This window comes from Moorena sp. SIO1G6 (assembly GCF_010672795.1).
Classification (GTDB): Bacteria; Cyanobacteriota; Cyanobacteriia; order Cyanobacteriales; family Coleofasciculaceae; genus Moorena; species Moorena producens.
Map to the genome: position 1 here is coordinate 194,053 of NZ_JAAHFZ010000004.1, position 19,427 is coordinate 213,479.

Consider the following 19,427-nt stretch of genomic DNA (forward strand, 5'->3'; position numbering starts at 1 on the left):
GGGTTCCCCGGCCTAGGAGGCGCGCACCTAAACACTCTTAAAATCATTCCATTATTAAGCAACGCCAAAATTTAAACTAAAAAATGAGAATAATCAAACTAACGGAGTATCAGCCAGATAAGATCCCACGCTACCAGATTCCAGGATCGGTAATCAATGAATTGCAGCAAAAATACAGCAATCAGGTAACAGTAAATCTTGAATACTCCAAAACCGGGGATTACTGGCAACTAACCTCTCAAGGATGGGTAGGTTATATTCCCCTAAGCAATGAACTGAGCATCCAACTCCAGCCGAAAGTCCCCCTAAACAATCTTTTCGGAATGCTTGACTATGCCTATAATCTTAGAAGCTTTCACATTCTAGAGGGGTTGATTGATTGTCAATCTCTAGAAGAATTTTACGATTACCTGGTCAGTATCCTCATTAATGGCATACGCGATCGCATTCGCCAAGGACTCTACCGCACCTACATCCCCACAATTGCTCAACTAGCATACCTTCGGGGGCGTTTGGATGTACAGCAAACTATCCAGAAGCCATGGGATATTAAACTTAACTGCCATTACGACCAACACACTAGTGACATCGAAGATAATCAGATTATCGCCTGGACACTCCACTGTATCTGTCGCACTAGTTTATATAGCGCTAATGTAAGTCCAATGTTGCGCCAAGCCTATCATGCCCTACAAAACCTTGTCACCCTACAACCTTATAGTGCTAGGGATTGTATCGGACGAAACTATAATCGGCTCAATCAGAATTACCAAAGGTTACATGCTCTTTGCCGCTTTTTTCTCGAACACAGCGGACCAAGTCATCAAACAGGTAGTAATACCATGTTGCCCTTTCTAGTTAACATGGCAAAACTCTATGAACGCTTTGTGGCTGAATGGCTAAAATCGCACTTACCCAGTGGCTTTGGGATTAAGATACTCGAAAAAGTAGACATCGACAAGACATTATATTTTTACATTGATTTAGTACTCTACGAGGTAGCGACTGAGAAAACATGCTGCATTCTCGATACTAAGTATAAAATCCCTATTAGTCCATCTCGTGAGGATTTTAACCAAGTAGTAATCTATGCCATCACACAAGATTGCCAAGAGGCAGTTTTAGTATATCCAGCTCCTTTAACTCAACCCCTTGATGTTAAAATTCGTGATATTCGAGTCCGCAGCTTGACATTTTCCCTGGATGGTAATTTGGAAGAAGCTGGTGAACTATTTTTAAAGAAATTAACAGGACTGTAATCATTCAGCTGACAGCGGTAGGCTGAATGCTTACGGTAATTGGTGATTATCCCTGAGCAATTACCCATTACTAAAAAACAAGAACGATCTTGGAATTGATTCAAATGATTCAACAGACTTGATATCATTCATCATTGGCCAATTCTTCAACGCCCTGATGAATCACGATTGGTGTTCCCACAGACGCCCAATCAAATAACCACTCAGCATGATCCACAGCTACATTGACACAGCCATGACTTACTGGAGTACCAAACTTACGATGCCAGTATGCCCCATGGATAGCATAGCCCCGGTGGTAATACATGGCATAAGGTACATTAGCCAGATCGTAATCTGCACCACGCATTCTGTCCTTGCGACGCTTGGATTGAATAGTGAATGTACCAGGATGGGTAGGTGTTGAATCTTTACCAAAAAATTTGGGTAATCGCGCCCCGTCCTTATAGGACAGCTTTTTGTGAAATTAAGACTTGACGTTTTTTTCGCATCGTGTTAAAATAAAAGCATAGCGAAAAAAAATAATGTTCTAGATAAACATGATCTGAAAATAAGTAGATAATGTAAAAAATAAGCTAAGATATCAGCTTATTGCATAATCAAATCTAACGATTTGGATATCTACGAAAACATAAGATCAAGAAAAAGTTTATCTAACTTGTTAACTAGATTAGGTACGGTGGGGCACACCGAAACCTAGGTCATAGACCAAATACGCTTGTGGAGTGGAGACCTCTATTTTTCCTGGCTCCGGCCTGGTTAAACAAGTCACCCCGTTGAAGCAAGAATCCCCGTCCTTCCAGGGCGGGGAGTGTCAACAGTGGAGACAATTATTGCATAAACCGGTTGTCTACCTTCCCAAGCAATCAGCCTTTGATTGGTTAGGTCTATCTCAATCCAGCGTTCCTCTGAATCTTGCAGTTCCATCACTCTGGTAGCGATTTGCTCACTCACAGGATTGGTCAACGCTGGTGTTGTCCAGACAGCCAAGGCGATTAGCATCAGTGGGAAACTGGCAAACCAGGTTCTTAAGGGACTTAGCCAGTGAAAAAACATATAACCTTAGCAGTCAATCAAACAAATCACCCATATCATAGCCTCAACTTAGAGAATCAGGGGCTAATCGTTGCTTTAGCTGTTTTGCTCGTTTTGCGATCGCATTCCAATTCCCCTCATCAATCAGGGATTTAGGAAACAAATTCCCAGAAAGACCCACAGCGATCGCTCCGATATTAATCAATTCCTGAGCATTGTCTATGGTAACACCACCAGTAGGGATTAAAGGGATGTGACCGAGTGGCCCAAGTAAAGCTTTGATGTAACTAACACCACCGACCGCCTGAATCGGAAACACCTTAACACAGCTAGCACCAGCATCCCAAGCTGTCACAATTTCTGTCGGAGAAAGTGCTCCGGGAACCACTGGCACGTTAGCAGCTACCGCTGCTTTAATAACTGCTGTATCTACATGGGGACTAAAGATAAACTGCGCTCCAACATCAATTGCCTGATGTAACTGAGATTGGTTTAAGATCGTGCCAGTACCAATGATACAGTTGGGTAATTCTCTATGGAGCTGACTAATCAGCTCAGGAGCATCAGCGCTATTCCAGGTAATTTCAATTAACCGTATACCCCCAGTGGCTACCGTCTTAGCCATCTGCTCGCCTAGGGATTTCGAGGATGCTCGAATCACAGCAATTACTCGCTGTTGTTGTAATAGGTTTAACCAGTTATCAGTCCTCAATTCTAGTTACCATTAGTTAAGCTCAACACCCTCGTGCGTTCCCGTAGCGTGACCTACGGTCAAATCGCATCTGCATAACTAGCAACTTGGGTTAATAAAATTTATATGACTTTCATAGAAAATGAAAATACAAGATTGAGACATTATTTAGCAAGACTACATCGACGCACTCTGTGCTACTCTAAATCTGAACAAGCGATGCAGCAAGGTCTTGGGGGTCTCTCCACACTCGCGCATTGCATCAATAAAATCTTGCATTTATCAATTAGGCTTCTTATTTATTATTTAAATTATCATAAAATTCCCCTTTATAGTTAAATCATTTCGATATTCAGCAACGCCCAATTTTGAGACAGTGTTTTTAAGTTCACTGAGCAATTGCGCTGTGAGGTAAGTTACGATGGTTTGATACTGGATTTAGGAAAGTTAATCTATGAGCCTCGTTTTGGAACGTGAGACACCACCTCTGCGAGAAGATGAAACCGGAGCGATTCGAGTTGGAAATTCAAGGGTTTTGCTAGAGACTGTTATTCGAGCGTTTCAAGATGGTGCATCCCCTGAGTCTATTGTCCATCGATACTCGACTCTATCTTTGTCCGATGTTTACAATACAATTGGCTACTACCTTCGACACCAAAATGCGGTAGAAACATACTTAAACCAGAGAGAGCAGTTAGCTGAATCAGTGCAGCAACGTTTGTCTAGTATCCAACCTGATCTCAGCTTAATTCGTACCCGTTTGCTATCTCAGCAGAATCAGTAGAAACGGTTATGCTGAGTTTGCTGAGCGATGAGAATTTCAACGGTGACATTGTTCGAGGGCTGTTTTTGCGTCAACCCAATCTTGACCTACTACGGATTCAAGATGTTGGCTTGCGAGAAGTAGATGATCCAGCGATTCTAGCTTGGGCAGCAATTAATGGACGTATCCTTATAACTCATGATCGTGCAACGATGCCAGATTTTGCCTACAACCGACTAGTTTCAGGAGAGTCGATGGCGGGCATCTTTGTCGTCAATGATCGAATGCCAATTCGACAGGCAATTGATGAATTACTACTACTCATCGATTGTAGTGAGCAAGCAGAATGGAAGGGTATTGTGCTGTATTTGCCTTTTTGACCAATAATTAGTCACTGTACAATTTGGTAACTACTCGGAAATTTATGCTTAAAAGCCCGTGACGAGGATTGAACTCGTGACCTCACCCTTACCAAGGGTGTGCTCTACCACTGAGCCACACGGGCTAGATTTAAATGATTAGATTTACATTATTGGTTTGATTTAGCCTATTGTACTGTGGCAAAACCTAATCTGCCAACACTATAATTTCGCTTTTGATTTACCGACCTGCCAACCAGCTATTGTAATTAAACAATAATAGCAACCAGCAAATTTCATGCTGACTTATCAAAAGCATATTTAGGTTATATCCCAAACCATTGTGGTGGGCCGGGCTGGATTTGAACCAGCGTAGGCATAGCCAACGGATTTACAGTCCGCCCCCATTAACCACTCGGGCACCGACCCTTTTAGCTCACATTTATAAATGTTAGCACAGCTTTTAGGAATTGTCAATTTTTTAAGGAAATCGACCGGAATTAGCCAATGGTGTAAGCGTTGTGCAATGCCCACCAGATCAGAACGCTGATACTGCCCAAAACCAGAATTGCTGAAATAACAACGGCTGTGGGGCTATCAGCTCCTTTAAACTTCATGATGCCACGATTGAGGTCTGACATAGTTTGTCGCTCCTGTTTGAGTTATCAGGGATCTAACCAACAAGTCGATTATAGCCAGGGCTAAATCAGGGGGAAATTTACCGATTAACCTTGGTATACTCAGCTTTGAGCGGTTATACTCGGCTTTTAAAGTGATCTCACTACTGAAAACCTAGACAAAACTATAGGAAAAATTTATAAATTATATAGGATTTTCTTGTGAAAGTATTGCTATTGACCTTGGCAGTGCTAGTCAGTTCCTTGGTAGCCCTAGAGGTGGGTTTACGATGGCTGCTCGGCTTCGGTAATCCCCTTATTTATGTGGCAGATGAGGAAATTGGCTACTTGCTAGCCCCTAACCAAAGCACCAGACGGTTTGGCAACCGCATTCTCATTAATGAATATTCCATGCGCAGTGCCACCACTACTCCTAGCCCACCCCGATCCATGCTGCGGGTTTTCCTACTGGGGGATTCTGTTGCCAATGGGGCTTGGTGGACAGACCAAGACCAAACCATATCAGCACGGCTCCAATCTCAATTAGAACTATGGCTGACCAAAGACGTCTTACCAAGTCTAACCAAGGAGAAACCATTTGAAACAGTCGAAGTCCTTAATGCTTCTGCTAATTCTTGGGGACCACGAAATGAGTTAGCCTATCTACGACGCTTTGGTACCTTCAACGCCCATGTAGTGGTATTACTGATTAATACCGATGACTTGTTTGCTACAGCACCGACTTCTTTACAAGTGGGACGCGATCGCAATTATCCCAGCCAAAAACCCCTCTTAGCCATAGCCGAGATCTGGAGTCGCTATCTCCTGAGAGCACCAGCTATTCCTGAAATGGAAGCAGTCAGAGCGGAACCAGGAGACCGGGTTGGCTTTAATCTCAAGGCCATTGGGGAAATTAAGACCCTAACTGATGCTGCTGGAGCCAAGTTAGTGCTAGGGATGACCCCCCTACTCCGGGAAATTGGCACCAAAGGACCTCGTGACTATGAGTTAAAAGCCCGTAAACGCTTGAGTGACTTTACTCAAGAGCACAACATTACTTATCTAGATTTTTTAGAAGTATTCAATAACACCGAAACACCAGAGATACTTTACCGTGACCACATTCACCTTAGCCCCCAAGGAAATCAGAAAGTCAGTGAAGTTATATCAACTCAGGTAGCTTCATCAGTGATCACACTTGTCAGGTAAATGATCAAAGGCATAGGAGAAAAGGTTGATCGCAAATCCTGATTCAAGACCCCCTGTTGAAGTCAGTCTGTCCAGGCCGACTTTGTACTCTTCCAGAAGGCTTGACCTACCTATAGCCGCGAGTTTTAGTTGTCAGGGCTAGAAGGGATTTATCAAAGCGGATTGGGCTGATTTGTTCCTTACCCCCTTAGGCTCTCCCTAATGTCGGTCAGTTACAAGTGCAACTGACCCCTACATCATCAACAACAAATCAACAACAAGTCACTAACACGGAACTGTCATGACGGAAGTATGGAGTTTATGATTCCCATTGTCTACGTTGTGCCAAACTTGACCATCAAGAGCCATCTGCTCAATCAAACTGGCCAAACGCAGTGCTTTTAGAGCTTGTTCACCTCCGACAGAAGGTTGATTACCACCCCGTACACAATTGACAAAGTGTTCTAACTCAGCATGGAGTGGTTCAATATTACTGGTATAAACCTTCTCAATCAAACCATCCTGTCGGTAAAGCACTTGACCATAGTCCGTCATATAATTGGCAGTGGTTTGCCGATGAATTAGAATCTCATTATTCAGGAAATCAGCTTCCGTCAGAGAATTTTTGCAATGGGCAGCGATGCGACGGATTTTTCGGTGTGTCACTTTACTTGCCGTGACCGTACCAACAATACCATTGGCAAACCCCAAGGTAGCAGTGACGTAATCTAAATACCCGGAATCAGAAGCACGGCTGCCACTAGCGGTTAACCTTGTCACAGGTGAGGCTACCAATTCTAGTAATAGATCTATATCATGAATCATGAGATCCAAAACCACCGAGACATCATTGGCTCGGTCAGAGTAAGGACTCATGCGATGAGCTTCCACAGCCAGCAATTGTTCTGTCTTCAGAACTTTGCTCAGTTCCTGGAAAGCTGGGTTAAAACGTTCAATATGTCCAACTTGGAGAATACATTGGGAATCTGCTGCTGCATTTACTAACGATTCTGCCTCAGCAATACTAGCGGCAATCGGTTTTTCAATTAAAATATGCACTCCAGCTTGTAGACAAGTCATCCCGACTTGATGATGTAGACGGGTCGGTACTGCAATGCAAACCGCCTCTACATAGGGAAGAAGATCGTGATAATCTTCAAAAAAGCGAACACGGTACTTACTGGCAATATTTAAACCACGCTCGACGTTAATGTCTGCCACACCCACAATTTCAACGTCTTTGAGAAGACTCAAAACTCGGGCATGATGTTGTCCCATATTGCCAACGCCAATCACACCGATTTTGATTGGCTGCGGTAAGTTGCGCTGGACTTGATGATCTCGATGTCTTTGATAAGTACTATTCTGCACTCTTTTTTGCTCCTCCACCACTGGTAATAAGTCGATTTACTTAATCTAAGTCGCCTTAAACCATCCAGATAGTACCACAGCAACTATAAATGTGAAGAATTTCAAAGCTTTGTCCATCCCACTCAGGCTAAAAGAACCTTTAAAACATGTGTTCTATACTTATTGTGGTTTGACGAAATATCGAACACTAACCCTATGTGTCAGTTTGTGGGTTGTCTGTTGACAGAGCAATGAAATTATTAATTGGTAGTTGTAGTAACAGTGCAAAACGTTTGATTAGGCATTATCCTGATGAGACTTGTGATATCTGGTTGGATCATGTCTAAGAAAGTAATTGTGTTGTTATCTGGAGGTTTAGACTCTGCTACAGTTTTGTATCAATCAGTAGGAGACGGTTATGAGTGTTATGCCCTTTCCTTTGATTATCAGCAGCGACATCGACGAGAACTCAAATCAGCCTACGCAATTGCTACTGCAGCAGGTGTTAAGGAACATCAGGTAGTCAGGTTTGACTTACGGCAGTGGGGAGGTTCAGCGTTAACCGATGATAACCTTGACCTACCCAAGGAGCGTAGTCTAGAGCAGATGTCTCAAGACATCCCCATAACCTATGTTCCAGCCCGTAACACGATTTTTCTGAGCTTTGGCTTATCCTATGCAGAAGCAATTGGTGCTGAGGGAGTCTATGTGGGTGTCAATGCCTTAGATTATTCTGGCTATCCAGATTGCCGTCCGGATTATATCCAAGCAATGCAGACAGCTTTTGATTTGGGGACGAAACAAGGTAGGGAGGGCAATGGAATTAAAATTGTCACTCCTCTGATTGACCTGAAAAAAACCGAAATTATCAAATTAGGCAATCAGCTGGGTGTTCCTTGGGAAAAAACCTGGTCATGCTACACAGGTAACGATCTAGCTTGTGGTGTTTGTGATGCTTGTCGGTTGCGATTGGCTGCCTTTGCTGAGTTGGGATTGGACGATCCACTTCCTTATCACAAAGGCTGAGTAAGCTGAGTAATCAGTGTGTTGCTAGAACAAGAGGGATTTTCATTCCTGTTGGATACTAGAAGAATTGATTTAGCCGATAGTTACGCCTGGCGTAGATACGGTAAACCCCTGTATCTGCCAGCAATACTTCTTGATCAATCACTAACTGGTAGCCTTTCTCTTGGAGTAAGTTTGTGATCTGCTTTAGTTTTTTCCCTGCTGTAATCTGATCAACCTCCATCACAATTTGTTGAATTTTTTCCCAATCCTTCTCCTTGATGCCAGCCAGGATATCTAACTGAGGTTGATCAGCATTAACTTTGAGTAAATCAATTTTTTGAATGTTCTGTTGATGAATAATACTAGAAATAGTTCTTGAGTGCTTGGAAAATCCAAAATTGAAGACTTTGGGATTCGAACCATACAGTGATGCATTGATTTGCAACAGTTCAAAAACATCTGGTAAGGCTTCAAAGGAGAATAGTCTGGCATTTTTACAGATTTGCTGAGCAAACAGGGTGAACATACCGATGTTTGCCCCTATATCAAAAAGACAATCCCCATCATGGATAGTTATGCCATGTTTAATGTAGGTCTGTTTTTCAAAATTTTTTTGATATAATTAATCAGTTTATTGTTCATTAAAATGAACAATAACTAAATTATTGAATAATTGGTAATCGTTATGATTAAATATAATAGCCTCGGCTTTAAGAATATCAAAATTGGTAGCTAAACCTAGGTTAGAGGGATTTGGTGATAATGGCTGATTGGCAGGAGATCTGATCCAGTCTTCAAAACTTGAGGAGATGACAGTACTCCCATTTTTAGGAGTAGATATTAGACTAGACTTATCAAATATTTGTTCAACATGTTGATTAGATTTTGATAAGTTTATTTTGGATGGAATATTTATATCTTCCATCCATAAGTTTAGAGATTTATTTAAAGGTTCTGCTGTCAGGGTAGCCGTTAGTTTAATAGTTATTTCAGATAGTTGATTTGCGTTTAATACCATAGGGATTTTCGTTAACTATATTGATTAAACTGCACAGTAAGATCACTAATTATGACTAGTTATCTCGACAGAGATATTACTGACTTACTTATATAGTAGTAAAGCACCCTGATTGAAATTTAGTTAATTATAGCAATTTTAAGCAATCTTAATTTAAATTTCATAAAAATTATAAAAATCAAGAAGACTCTGGCGATATTATTTACCCTGGATTTTATGTTAATCCTCTTCCGAATCTAATCATTTCGACATGAATTTATAGGGCAGTTTACTTAATAGTAAATAAACCTGTATCTATACAATATTGACTCATACATGTTAGTAATTGGTTGCCATTTTGGCAAAATTTTCGGTTATGAGGAAGGAGAGGCCGTGAGCCACGCTACGCGATTGACCTTAGGTCAAGCTAAGCGAACGGAGATTCTGGAGGAGCCAGAAAATCCCGATGACCAGCAATATGTGGATCAGTAAGGGTGAATAAAACGATAACGAATCATCATACTATGAAGATATTTACAGTAACTGGTTTAACTTTGAGTAGTTTTACAAAAATATGCGATCGCGTCCAATCAAAGCATGTCTTGTGAATCCAATGGTGTCCTTTAGCTCAACCTCCTCTGACCGAAATTCAAGTCAATCATTATGATTCCAAATACTGGGAGTGATTTTCGGGATACTCTGGGGGGTCAAACCGAGGTATATTTTATAACCTATAGGTTGCACTAAATTTAAGAGGTTGACGCTTGACGCTTGACGCTTGAGTGTCAGGGATAAACGGTCAAAAAAAATTAAACTAGTGACCTCAAACAATCCAAAACCGAACTAGATAAGGAACTAGATATAGTTAAGCATCTTCAATATCTCAATATCTCAATTGATTTAAAACTCCCGTTTAGGATACTTGTTTTATTTACCAATAAAGTATACAATAGTCAATGGAAATTAAGTCAATTTAAATTATAACTGTTGAAACTCTTCTTAATAACCAGGGTCACTGGTCTTTTCTTGCCACTAAACGTAACTAGTTGGTAACGAGTCAGCAGTCAGCTCTCGGCTGTGGAGCTTCTCAAGATAGGTGTCCACAATAGCTCATCTCTTCCTGCTCAGATAGGTACTACGGAATTATTCTGATCAGCAAATTCAGCACCATGTCACCCACAGAAGCGGTTGTCGGGCAAAAGCGATGCAGCGCAGCCATTGGGGAGCAAGTGCGGTCTTGGGGAGGCAGCGCGGTCTTGGGGAGGCAGCGCGGTCTTGGGGGTTTCCCCCATGAGCGACTGCCGTGGTCCCCCCGGAGACGAAACCTTAGACAGGCTCGCCTTTATGGTTGGTAGGTTATGCAAAAAAGGGTTAAAACTTGAGGCGCGACCCCGTAATTTAATTCTTCAAGCGGAAAGCGCGCCTCCATTGATTAAGGCGAGCCTGTCTTACGGTAACTTCAAACCACTCGCTATTGCCGTGGTTCCCTCTCTCGCGGTTTGCATCAACACAATGTCACCACAATCTAAGCAAAAATGTCACAAATAGTAATCATCAAGGGTACCGTCAAACATAAAACTTGCCACCATACTAGATATATCAGTAAGCCCACCTACAACAGTCTTTTTCCCCGAGCTAGACTGTTTTACCCATCAAGGTGTAAGCTTAGCGGGAACTGGCAAGGGGTTCAGTCATTCATGTATAAAAGGTACAATAATCCCGCCGATGGCGGAGTATAACGACGAGTAAAGTAGAAAAAGACACAATAAATGCAGATTTTCTTTCTGATCTGGTTGGGACAGCTAGTATCCCTTCTGGGGTCTAATCTTACCGAATTTGCTCTGGGCGTTTGGGCTTACCAGACCACTGGTTCAATCACCCAATTTGCCCTAATTTCTTTATTTATTCACCTACCCAATATTATTATCTCACCCATAGCTGGTACATTCGTAGACCGGTGGAATAGACGCTGGGCGATGATTCTCAGCGACTCCGTGGCAGGGGCTAGCACACTGGTGGTTATGGCTCTGGTGTTCTCGGGCAGGTTAGACATCTGGCACATTTACCTAGTCGTAGCAATCAGTTCAACGTTTAAGGCTTTCCAGTTGCCAGCCTATACAGCAGCTACGACTCAGCTGATGCCTCAAGAACATCTTAGCCGTGCTAATGGCATGATGCAAGCCTCTAGGGCAACTGCCAAGATTCTTGGACCGACCTTGGCGGGTGTGCTGCTGGAGACCATTCACTTGCAGGGAATTCTATTAATAGACTTCATCACATTCATCTTTGCCCTAGCGACATTGCTAAGCGTTCAGATTCCCCATCTCCAGTCTAGCCATCACACTCATCAAAAGCAAGCCCACTTCTCCCAACTGCGCCAAGATCTAGTATCAGGCTGGCGTTACATTGCCAAACGGCAAGGACTGCAAGGGTTGCTGATGTTCTTTGCCGTGGTCTACTTCACTATGGGTATTCTTCAGGTGTTGTTCTGGCCACTGGTGTTAAGCTTTGCCTCCAGTGCTGAACTTGGGGTCATTTTATCTATTGGCGGTTGTGGGATGCTTATTGGTAGCTTGGTCATGACTACCTGGGGAGGACCCAAGCCCAGGATATACGGTATTTTTAGCTTTGTAATCCTGCAAGGCTTGTTCTTACTTTTAGGTGGGTGCCGCGCTTCTGTGAACTTAGCTGCTCTTGGAGCGTTTGGTGTTTTATTTGCTCAACCCATTATCGTTAGCTGTAATCAAACTATCTGGCAGAACAAAGTCCCAGCTAATCTGCAAGGACGGGTCTTCGCCTTACAACTGGCCATCGAAAACTCCTTATTGATCCTTGCCCACATGCTAACCGGACCGTTAGTCGATCATGTTTTAGAACCGATGATGGCTACCGATGGATTGTTAGCAGGTAGTATTGGGCATATCATTGGCGTTGGTCCAGGGCGTGGGATGGGCTTGCTGTTGCTGTTGATGGGATTGCTGAACATCCTGGCAAGCTTTATCGCTTATCGATATCCACCCATACGGCGAGTGGAAAAGGAACTGCCGGATGCGATTCACCCTAACCTAGGTTTAACTACTTCGACTAGTGTTTGATACCAAATTCGCTCCAAAAACCCCCGTTATGATTCCAGCATTCTTTCTCCTGTTCTCCTGAAGCTCCTGAAGCTCCTGAAGCTCCTCATGCTTTTTGCTTAAAAAGGGGGTAATTAACCCGGATTTGGTATGAAACGTTTCCTAACTCCTGGGATGGGCGAAGTATTTACATACAGATACTGATCATGGTTCAGGGGAAGATGGGGAAGATAGAGAAGATAGAATTGTTGTGCTCTTCCTCAATTCCCTCTCCTGATCACATTTGCCTTACCTGTTCTGACATGATTTATGCAACAATTGGGACGCATCGTCAATGCTTTGCCCCTAAAAATTAAACACGCTCTGAGTGGGATAATTCTATTCACCTATGAAAATTGCTATTATCACCTCTGGATTCTTGCCTGTCATTGATGGCGTAACAGTTAGTGGATTATCTAGGCTACAACGACTGAGTCAGTGGGGACACCAGGTGTTGTTATTTTGTCCTGAGTACAGTGCTTTAGAACATGTCTATCCCAATTGGCGAGATTATACTGGTCAAATCCTGCCTGGAGTGAGAATCATCAATTTACCGAGTACCTCATTCATGGACTTGGACTTTGAGCGTCAGGTGCGCAGGAGTTCCTATTCAATCCTCCTCCAGGAATTAAAAAAATTCCAGCCCGATATTATTCATGTTGATGAACCAGAAAGACTGTTTTTTGGATTTTTTCGAGTGCCTGGGGTGGCTTTTGCCAAAAAAGCTGGTATTCCCTGTGTGAGTTTTTTTAGGACTAATTTTATTGACTATGCCGAAGATTACTTTTCTCTACCGTCTCTGGTCGTCGCTGGAATTAAATTTATTTTTAAAACCATATTGATTTCAGTGTATAATTCTTATGATGTCACCCTAGTTTCTAGTCGGATTACCCATAAAAAAATTATCAATCTGGGCATTAAAAACACCCTACATGCCAATTTAGTTGGCTTTGATGCTAGTAAATTCTATCCTGGTTTACGGGAAGAACAGTTTTTCGAAAAGAACTATGATATTCCAGAGGTTGAGGGGAAAGTTAAGTTAATTTTTCTAGGTCGGTTAACTCCAGATAAGGGGTGGGAATTTACCCTAAATGCCTTTTCACGAGTTGTACAAGAGGTCAACAGTGACAAAATCGCACTGATCATTGCTGGTGATGGTTCGATGCGGGATGAGATTGCTACCCGCTTAAGCAAGTTAACACCTAATAGTTACTTACTGGGTAGAGTGCCACCGGAAAATGTTCCAGCTCTTTTGGTCAACAGTGATATTCATATCACAGCATCAGAAAAGGAGACTAGAGGGCTAACTATATTAGAAGCCTTCGCAGCTGGAATTCCTGTGCTCGCTCCTGAAGCAGGTGGGGTAGTGGAGAATATCCAAGACGGATGGAATGGTTTTTTGTTCACTCCCCAGAATCAGGAAGATTTCTGCGACAAGCTCAAAGTATTAATTGAGAACCCAGCGTTGCGACAGGAAATGGGTCGCAACGGTAGGGAGTGTGTTTCCCAGTATGGTTGGGATGAAAGGGTTCAGAATTTAGTTGGTATTTGGGAAAAGCAGATTGCCAAGAAAACCCACTGATATCAAGTCCAGTTAATTACTCAAGAGAATAGCCTATCGCTTTTTGGTAATGGGTAATGGGTAATGGGTAATGGATAATTGGTAATTGCCTATTACCAGCTAACGGATAGGATGAGTACTCCCATGGACTTGATCGGATTCAGTGGGGTTCTGTGTGTTTAAGGTTTAATAGTAGTCGGTTTCTGGCTGCGGCATTGGTACCATCTCAAAGTTGGATGGATCACGAAGATAACGAATGGCATCTTCTTCTAAGCGGTAGGTTATATAGGATTCAAGGGTATTTGTGTGTTTGAGGGCAGAAAGATAGCCATCGATATATAGCCGCAATTCATCGAAGCTATAACCTCGATTCCACAAATCGACTAGGGAGTCAGTAAGTTTTTGATAGCAGCGTATAGCTTGAGGATCTTGCAGCATAGTCTTAAGAAATTTTGAGTATCAACAGTAGCGGTATTGGCTCACTCAGTAGAAACTCGGATACGCCAACTTAACTTCAGTTTAGCAAAAGTAGCAAGTCCTCAATACTTTTCTCAATTATTTGTTATGTTACCTAGACTAAATTGCATCTTATATGCTATAATCGAAAATGGTCAGTTAAAATTAATGGTAAATTGAAATTTTACTATTGTCCTTATTGTCCCTCTGACCTGGTCCATTTGCTGCCACTAGGAAGTCGTATTGGAAGAACGCAAGCCAATATCGGGATCATAAGTAGCAGTTGTTACAGAATGTTGACCTGACCTTTGCTATGATTAAATCCCAACGGCTAAGGCTAAGAGGACTTTAATGTGCCGTGGGCTCAGTTAGAATTCAGATTATTGAAGGAAACCCTCATTTGCGATCGCTTCTAGGGTCGCACCTGAAGAAATCCGGTTATGGGGTGTACCAATCACAAAATCTTGAGCAAGCCAAGGAAGACTTTCACCATCGCCAACCCACTCTGGTTATCCTAGACTCTGATTTACCAGACAGCGATGGGGTTGAATTTTGCTGCTGGCTTCAGCAGCAGCGAAAATCTCTAATTTTAATGTTGTCTGCTCGTAATAGTGAAAGAGATATCGTCACTGGTCTTAAAGCTGGGGCAGACGATTACCTCACCAAGCCCTTTGGTATACAGGAATTTATGGCACGGGTGGAAGCCCTAATTCGTCGCCTCCGCATTACGGTAGCTCCCCTGTCTCTGGACTACGGTGATCTCAAAATTGATTTAGTCCAGCGTCGTGTCCGCTTCAAAGAAGAGTTTATTGACCTGACTCCACAAGAATTTAGTTTGCTCTATGTACTCGCCCAAGCAGAGGGAATGCCTTTGAGTCGCTCTGAATTATTGCGCCGCGCTTGGCCCAATGCTATTGACAATCCGCGCACCATCGATACCCACGTCCTTGCCCTACGCAAAAAAATAGAAACTGATCCTCGACAACCCAACATTATTCAAACGGTTCGCAATGTTGGCTATCGGTTTAATCAAGGCATAAACGAGAATAATCCAAAACTTGGGACAGAACTGGCAGCCCAAAAGATTTATTAATGGTTAATTAACCATTAACCATTAACCCTTAACCCTTAACCATTAAATCCTGATCAACCAGCGTCGCCGATACATCCCATAGAGAATCAACCACCACAACAGTACATTGACTATGGCAAAGATCAAAGAACCATTCATGGCTCCAGCCCACGACCGAAACAGATTTTCATAAATCCAAGTATAGGTACTCACAGCATTATCACCTGTCCCTACCTTAGTTCGATATAGGATGCGAACTACTAAACCAGATGCGACAAACAGAAAAATCGCATTTAACCCCATTACTTCTAACGGCCATCCCCATCTGCGAAATCCCCGCACTTCAATTAACTCATAACAAGCAGCTAGTAACAGCATCGACCAACCAGCAGAAAAGACTACATAGGAACTTGTCCATAACTGCTTGTTAATTGGGAACCAGAAATCCCAAACCCAGCCTAAACCAAGACAACCTACACCAAATAGTACTAATCCCAAACTAGTGCGGGACGGTATCGGTTGATGGCGTAGCCAGTCCCCAACGAAATAGCCAGCCAAGACAGTTACTACCGCTGGGAAGGTGCTAAACAGTCCTTCTGGATCAAATTGAGCTTGTTTATACAAATGGTTTGTTCCCAATACCATACGGTCGATATAGGCAGCAAAATTCCCTTCCGGTGTCAGATTACCAGCACCATAATCAGGAACTGGTACTAAAGACATCGCTGCCCAGTACCCTAGCAAAACTATTCCGGTCAGTACCCACAAACCCCGTCGTCTTAGATTTAGCACTGCTACAGCACTAAGGAAATAGGCAAGACTAATGCGCTGCAAGACACCCATAATCCGAATAGTATCCCAGTTGTAAGTCGGAAAACCATTGAGCAGTAAGCCTAGGGCAAATAGAATGGCACATCGCCTGCCAATACGCCAATACCCCTGGGATACGGATTGGTTGTTATTGGTGTACTTGACTAAGGAAAAAGCCATTGCTACACCAGCAATAAATAAAAAGGCAGGAAATACTAAGTCTGTGGGTGTAAAACCATGCCACTTAGCGTGAAGTAAGGGGGGATAGACATAAGACCAACTTCCGGGATTGTTGACTAGAATCATGCTAGCCATGGCAATACCTCGAAAGACATCAAGAGAGGTTAGACGCATGATAGGCAAGAGGCAATAGGCAATAGACAAGAGGCAATAGGCAATAGACAAGAGGCAATAGGCAATAGACAAGAGGCAATAGGCAAAATTAAAATAACCGTCAACTGTCAACAAATGATTAAGCCCACTCTTGAGATGCTTTAGCTTCTGCTTGTACTAATCTCTCTCGTAATTGTTGCCAATTAATCTGCTCAGCTGGACTGTCTTGGAGTAACTGAGTATCTTGCAAATACAATAGTCGATTACAAAATAACTCAGCCATATCTAGCTGGTGATTGACCATCAAAATTGTGATCTGCTCCTTTCGGGCTAAATCGGTAAATACCCTGATCACCTGAGAGGCTATACCAGCATCTAAGGCTGAGGTGGGCTCATCAAGTAACACTATCCTTGGTTGGACAACTAGTGCTCGTGCGATCGCAACCAATTGCCGTTGTCCCAAAGACAGTTGTAACTCTGTACGCTCTAACCACTCCGCTGGGATGCGCAGTCTCTCTCGAATCTCTTGTGTCCGTTGTGCGTTCGCGTAGCGTGGCCTACGGCCAATCGCTTTTTTTGGCAGCTGTTGCAATACCAACGGATAAGCTAGAGCCTCCTGAACGGTCATTCCTAACAATTTTGGTTCTTGAGGAACCAGCATGATCTGTCGCCGCAATTCTAGGACAGGGATATTCCGGATGTTCTGATTATCTAGGTAAATTGTTCCCTGGGTGGACTCACTTAATCGGTTCAACAGCCGCAACAGAGAGGTTTTACCAGCACCAGATGGTCCAATCACGCTGATGCGATCGCATGGGCTGACCTCGAAAGAAATATCAGTTAATATAGGTATTCCAGCTGCTTTAGCCCTGGTTGAGAGGGTCAGGCTTACCTGCTTTAGCTGCAACAGGGGATTAGTCAATCGCTTTGCTCCAATTAAAAATTATCAATGTTTTAGCTGAGAGCTCTCAGCTAATGGGCTACAGATGGTGCTACAGATAGTGCTTTTATAGCGCTACGCCCAAGTCAGCAAGGTTATTGCGTCAGAAGTCAAAAGTAAGGGATTACTTACGTTTCGGAGTTTAGGAATGTCAAACATCTTAATGGGTAGTGCTATAGTACCTCAAGTACCGTGCGCGTAGCCCATTAGCTGAGAGCTGAGAGCTGATAGCTGAATGCTTACATCAAACCCTGATTGATAGCTGTGGTTATGGTCCAGGCATCTACAAGTAATAGCAAGAGGGTGAATCCGAACAAAATTAGATACATCCAAGGCTGGGCTAGGGGACGAATATCGGTAGTATCTATCCCGGTATAGTTTTGTACTAACTTAACTAAGCGATTAAATCCCACTACTCGCATTGGCAGCAAGTAAGCTTGGTCATAAGACTGGCTAACGAAATAGTAAACAAGCCCTCCTTGACCTGTGGTGCGCATTTTTAAGTCTTTCACCTCTTTCCAGTGTAATTGCCAACCTTTGCGGAAGAATCGGGGCACCCAATTGGGATAAGCTACCTGAATTTTTTCGTCATCTACAATCACCTGTTCGCTTAAGGCACCATAGAGGGCGATAAATCCTAAGCTAATTCCTATCCACAGGATTATTGGCGATACCGGAGTCGATGATACTTTAGCTAAAAACGGTAATGGTATCAACAGCGCCCAATAAAATGTGATTAGGGTAATCCGAATTATAGGAGAGATGCGAAATACAGAAGGGCTATACTGTTTATTTTCAGGGTTATTTTCATGTTTAGTTTCAGATGCTTTTTTTTGATTTGGTGACATAATTAAAATGGTTTAATCAGGGAATAGGTAATAGGGAGTAGGGAGTAGTAAAAAGGGCAGAAAAATTTTCAGAATTAATTTATTATACCTCAAGGTTTAATCCCTTAGCGACCATTCAAAAATTTTCAACGTCTTCTTTAGTTAAACCAGTTGTTGCCACGATTAAATCCAAATCAATCCCTCTTGCTTTCATAGCTTGGGCTATTTCTATAGCTTTCTCTGCTCTCCCCTGTAATTTTCCAGCTGCTTCTGCTCCTGCCAACAGGCTAATTTCATACCGTTTATTTTCCAGATATTTCTGATAAGCAACCCTTTCTGGTAATGGTAAATTATCAATCCTGAGCTTATCCTTGGCCTCGGCTAATCCTCTGGCTTGGAACTCTTCCTTGATTTCACTATTCTTTAGGAAATAGATCCATTCATCTAAATTGTTTCTAGTTACATTATCAAACTGGTTGACTCTCAAGATATAATATTCGGTAAATATCTGGTATACTTTCTCTAGTTTGAACAACTCTTTCTGGAGACTGGATAACCCTAAGGAGTCTTGATGATGACGACCTCGTAAATCTAGTTTCCCTTCATAGATGTAATCTTGTCCTTGCCCCAGGGTAAAGTAAACAATATTAATGGAGTAGACTTTTTTGAGTTTACTATAGGGCTCTCCTTTATCTAGATATTGCGTGAGCAGTGTGGAGACGCCAAATAGCATCCGGTGAAAGTAATCATTTTCGGAACTATTTTGGACTTCCACTAGCAGTAACTCTCCAGCACTATTGAGCGCTAGAATATCAACCCGATTCAGTTTATTGTCTTCGGTGAGCCGATTACTTTCGCCTTCTAAAATAGATTCAATAGTAATCTCTTCTCCTAGTAATTCGGTGATCAAGCCTTCTAGGACAACATAATTAGCTTTATCCCTCAGCAGTTTTTTGATCGCCCAGTCAAAGCGGATGTGTGTCTTGGCCATGATTAGTAGGGAGTAGGGAGTAGGGAGTAGGGAGTAGGGATTAGTATAGTTAACAAG

General features: G+C 42.6%; 21 protein-coding genes, 2 tRNA genes and 2 pseudogenes. 11 read left to right on the forward strand and 14 right to left on the reverse strand.

The window, feature by feature from the left end:
- Nucleotides 1-83 precede the first annotated feature (83 nt).
- Entirely contained in the window at nt 84-1,259 is a 1,176-nt protein-coding gene (locus F6K63_RS06140; protein WP_287311260.1) for an McrC family protein, read from the forward strand.
- Nucleotides 1,260-1,383: 124 nt separating this feature from the next.
- Here the strand turns inward: F6K63_RS06140 and F6K63_RS06145 are convergent.
- The 3 genes and pseudogenes from F6K63_RS06145 to F6K63_RS06155 form a co-directional block, all read right to left on the reverse strand.
- A pseudogene (locus F6K63_RS06145) lies at nt 1,384-1,674 on the reverse strand (L,D-transpeptidase); the annotation flags it as partial.
- A gap of 353 nt (nt 1,675-2,027) precedes the next feature.
- Entirely contained in the window at nt 2,028-2,261 is a 234-nt protein-coding gene (locus F6K63_RS06150) for a L,D-transpeptidase (RefSeq protein WP_131827226.1), read from the reverse strand.
- A gap of 97 nt (nt 2,262-2,358) precedes the next feature.
- Nucleotides 2,359-3,006: a bifunctional 4-hydroxy-2-oxoglutarate aldolase/2-dehydro-3-deoxy-phosphogluconate aldolase gene (locus tag F6K63_RS06155; protein ID WP_287247783.1), complete on the reverse strand. Its 648-nt coding sequence runs from the start codon at nt 3,004-3,006 to the stop codon at nt 2,359-2,361.
- A 90-nt stretch (nt 3,007-3,096) separates the two neighbouring features.
- Here F6K63_RS06155 and F6K63_RS06160 point away from each other — a divergent pair.
- The 3 genes and pseudogenes from F6K63_RS06160 to F6K63_RS06170 all read left to right on the forward strand — a co-directional run.
- Nucleotides 3,097-3,324: pseudogene (locus tag F6K63_RS06160) on the forward strand (IS1 family transposase); the annotation flags it as partial.
- Nucleotides 3,325-3,439: 115 nt separating this feature from the next.
- On the forward strand, nt 3,440-3,769 hold the full coding sequence (locus F6K63_RS06165; RefSeq protein ID WP_071105970.1) for a DUF433 domain-containing protein: 330 nt from the start codon (nt 3,440-3,442) through the stop codon (nt 3,767-3,769).
- Nucleotides 3,770-3,777: 8 nt separating this feature from the next.
- Complete coding sequence (locus F6K63_RS06170; RefSeq protein ID WP_287311261.1) at nt 3,778-4,128, forward strand: DUF5615 family PIN-like protein; 351 nt, start codon at nt 3,778-3,780, stop codon at nt 4,126-4,128.
- A gap of 53 nt (nt 4,129-4,181) precedes the next feature.
- On the opposite strand, the gene F6K63_RS06175 is transcribed toward F6K63_RS06170, so the two are convergent.
- From F6K63_RS06175 to F6K63_RS06185, 3 genes are all read right to left on the reverse strand, one after another.
- Nucleotides 4,182-4,253: transfer RNA gene (locus F6K63_RS06175), tRNA-Thr, on the reverse strand.
- Nucleotides 4,254-4,451: 198 nt separating this feature from the next.
- Nucleotides 4,452-4,536 (reverse strand) — tRNA-Tyr (locus F6K63_RS06180).
- A 71-nt stretch (nt 4,537-4,607) separates the two neighbouring features.
- Nucleotides 4,608-4,748 carry a hypothetical protein gene (locus F6K63_RS06185; protein ID WP_168166531.1) on the reverse strand — a complete coding sequence of 47 codons (141 nt, stop codon included), beginning with the start codon at nt 4,746-4,748 and terminating at the stop codon, nt 4,608-4,610.
- 198 nt (nt 4,749-4,946) lie between these two features.
- On the opposite strand from F6K63_RS06185, the gene F6K63_RS06190 reads away from it, so the two are divergent.
- Entirely contained in the window at nt 4,947-5,933 is a 987-nt protein-coding gene (locus F6K63_RS06190) for an SGNH/GDSL hydrolase family protein (protein ID WP_287311263.1), read from the forward strand.
- A 264-nt stretch (nt 5,934-6,197) separates the two neighbouring features.
- On the opposite strand, the gene F6K63_RS06195 is transcribed toward F6K63_RS06190, so the two are convergent.
- On the reverse strand, nt 6,198-7,283 hold the full coding sequence (locus tag F6K63_RS06195; protein WP_287247793.1) for a Gfo/Idh/MocA family protein: 1,086 nt from the start codon (nt 7,281-7,283) through the stop codon (nt 6,198-6,200).
- A gap of 291 nt (nt 7,284-7,574) precedes the next feature.
- Between F6K63_RS06195 and queC the strand changes: the two genes are divergently transcribed.
- On the forward strand, nt 7,575-8,288 hold the full coding sequence (queC, locus tag F6K63_RS06200) for a 7-cyano-7-deazaguanine synthase QueC (RefSeq protein WP_287311265.1): 714 nt from the start codon (nt 7,575-7,577) through the stop codon (nt 8,286-8,288).
- A gap of 58 nt (nt 8,289-8,346) precedes the next feature.
- Here the strand turns inward: queC and F6K63_RS06205 are convergent, their stop codons facing one another.
- Together F6K63_RS06205 and F6K63_RS06210 are read right to left on the reverse strand one after the other, a co-directional pair.
- The gene (locus F6K63_RS06205; protein WP_353812969.1) at nt 8,347-8,859 is read right to left on the reverse strand and encodes an FkbM family methyltransferase; all 513 of its coding nucleotides are present in this window, start codon (nt 8,857-8,859) and stop codon (nt 8,347-8,349) included.
- A gap of 42 nt (nt 8,860-8,901) precedes the next feature.
- Complete coding sequence (locus F6K63_RS06210) at nt 8,902-9,288, reverse strand: hypothetical protein (RefSeq protein WP_287311267.1); 387 nt, start codon at nt 9,286-9,288, stop codon at nt 8,902-8,904.
- A gap of 315 nt (nt 9,289-9,603) precedes the next feature.
- Between F6K63_RS06210 and F6K63_RS06215 the strand changes: the two genes are divergently transcribed.
- The 4 genes from F6K63_RS06215 (at nt 9,604) to F6K63_RS06230 (ending at nt 13,962) form a co-directional block, all read left to right on the forward strand.
- On the forward strand, nt 9,604-9,759 hold the full coding sequence (locus F6K63_RS06215) for a hypothetical protein (RefSeq protein ID WP_287247798.1): 156 nt from the start codon (nt 9,604-9,606) through the stop codon (nt 9,757-9,759).
- Between the two features lie 677 nt (nt 9,760-10,436).
- Complete coding sequence (locus tag F6K63_RS06220; RefSeq protein WP_287247799.1) at nt 10,437-10,622, forward strand: hypothetical protein; 186 nt, start codon at nt 10,437-10,439, stop codon at nt 10,620-10,622.
- 414 nt (nt 10,623-11,036) lie between these two features.
- Nucleotides 11,037-12,362, forward strand: a complete 1,326-nt coding sequence (locus F6K63_RS06225; protein ID WP_287247801.1) for an MFS transporter — start codon at nt 11,037-11,039, stop codon at nt 12,360-12,362.
- 367 nt (nt 12,363-12,729) lie between these two features.
- Nucleotides 12,730-13,962: a glycosyltransferase gene (locus F6K63_RS06230; protein WP_008187789.1), complete on the forward strand. Its 1,233-nt coding sequence runs from the start codon at nt 12,730-12,732 to the stop codon at nt 13,960-13,962.
- A gap of 165 nt (nt 13,963-14,127) precedes the next feature.
- On the opposite strand, the gene F6K63_RS06235 is transcribed toward F6K63_RS06230, so the two are convergent.
- The gene (locus tag F6K63_RS06235; RefSeq protein WP_008187787.1) at nt 14,128-14,379 is read right to left on the reverse strand and encodes a DUF6761 family protein; all 252 of its coding nucleotides are present in this window, start codon (nt 14,377-14,379) and stop codon (nt 14,128-14,130) included.
- Nucleotides 14,380-14,755: 376 nt separating this feature from the next.
- Here F6K63_RS06235 and F6K63_RS06240 point away from each other — a divergent pair, with 376 nt between their 5' ends.
- Complete coding sequence (locus F6K63_RS06240; RefSeq protein WP_008187786.1) at nt 14,756-15,490, forward strand: response regulator transcription factor; 735 nt, start codon at nt 14,756-14,758, stop codon at nt 15,488-15,490.
- A 42-nt stretch (nt 15,491-15,532) separates the two neighbouring features.
- Here the strand turns inward: F6K63_RS06240 and F6K63_RS06245 are convergent, their stop codons facing one another.
- From F6K63_RS06245 to F6K63_RS06260, 4 genes are all read right to left on the reverse strand, one after another.
- Nucleotides 15,533-16,633: an acyltransferase family protein gene (locus F6K63_RS06245; protein ID WP_008187785.1), complete on the reverse strand. Its 1,101-nt coding sequence runs from the start codon at nt 16,631-16,633 to the stop codon at nt 15,533-15,535.
- Between the two features lie 118 nt (nt 16,634-16,751).
- Nucleotides 16,752-17,534, reverse strand: a complete 783-nt coding sequence (locus tag F6K63_RS06250; RefSeq protein WP_008187784.1) for an ABC transporter ATP-binding protein — start codon at nt 17,532-17,534, stop codon at nt 16,752-16,754.
- A 257-nt stretch (nt 17,535-17,791) separates the two neighbouring features.
- Nucleotides 17,792-18,400, reverse strand: a complete 609-nt coding sequence (locus tag F6K63_RS06255; protein ID WP_287311269.1) for a hypothetical protein — start codon at nt 18,398-18,400, stop codon at nt 17,792-17,794.
- A 115-nt stretch (nt 18,401-18,515) separates the two neighbouring features.
- Entirely contained in the window at nt 18,516-19,370 is an 855-nt protein-coding gene (locus F6K63_RS06260) for an Rpn family recombination-promoting nuclease/putative transposase (RefSeq protein WP_287311271.1), read from the reverse strand.
- Between the last annotated feature and the right edge of the window lie 57 nt (nt 19,371-19,427).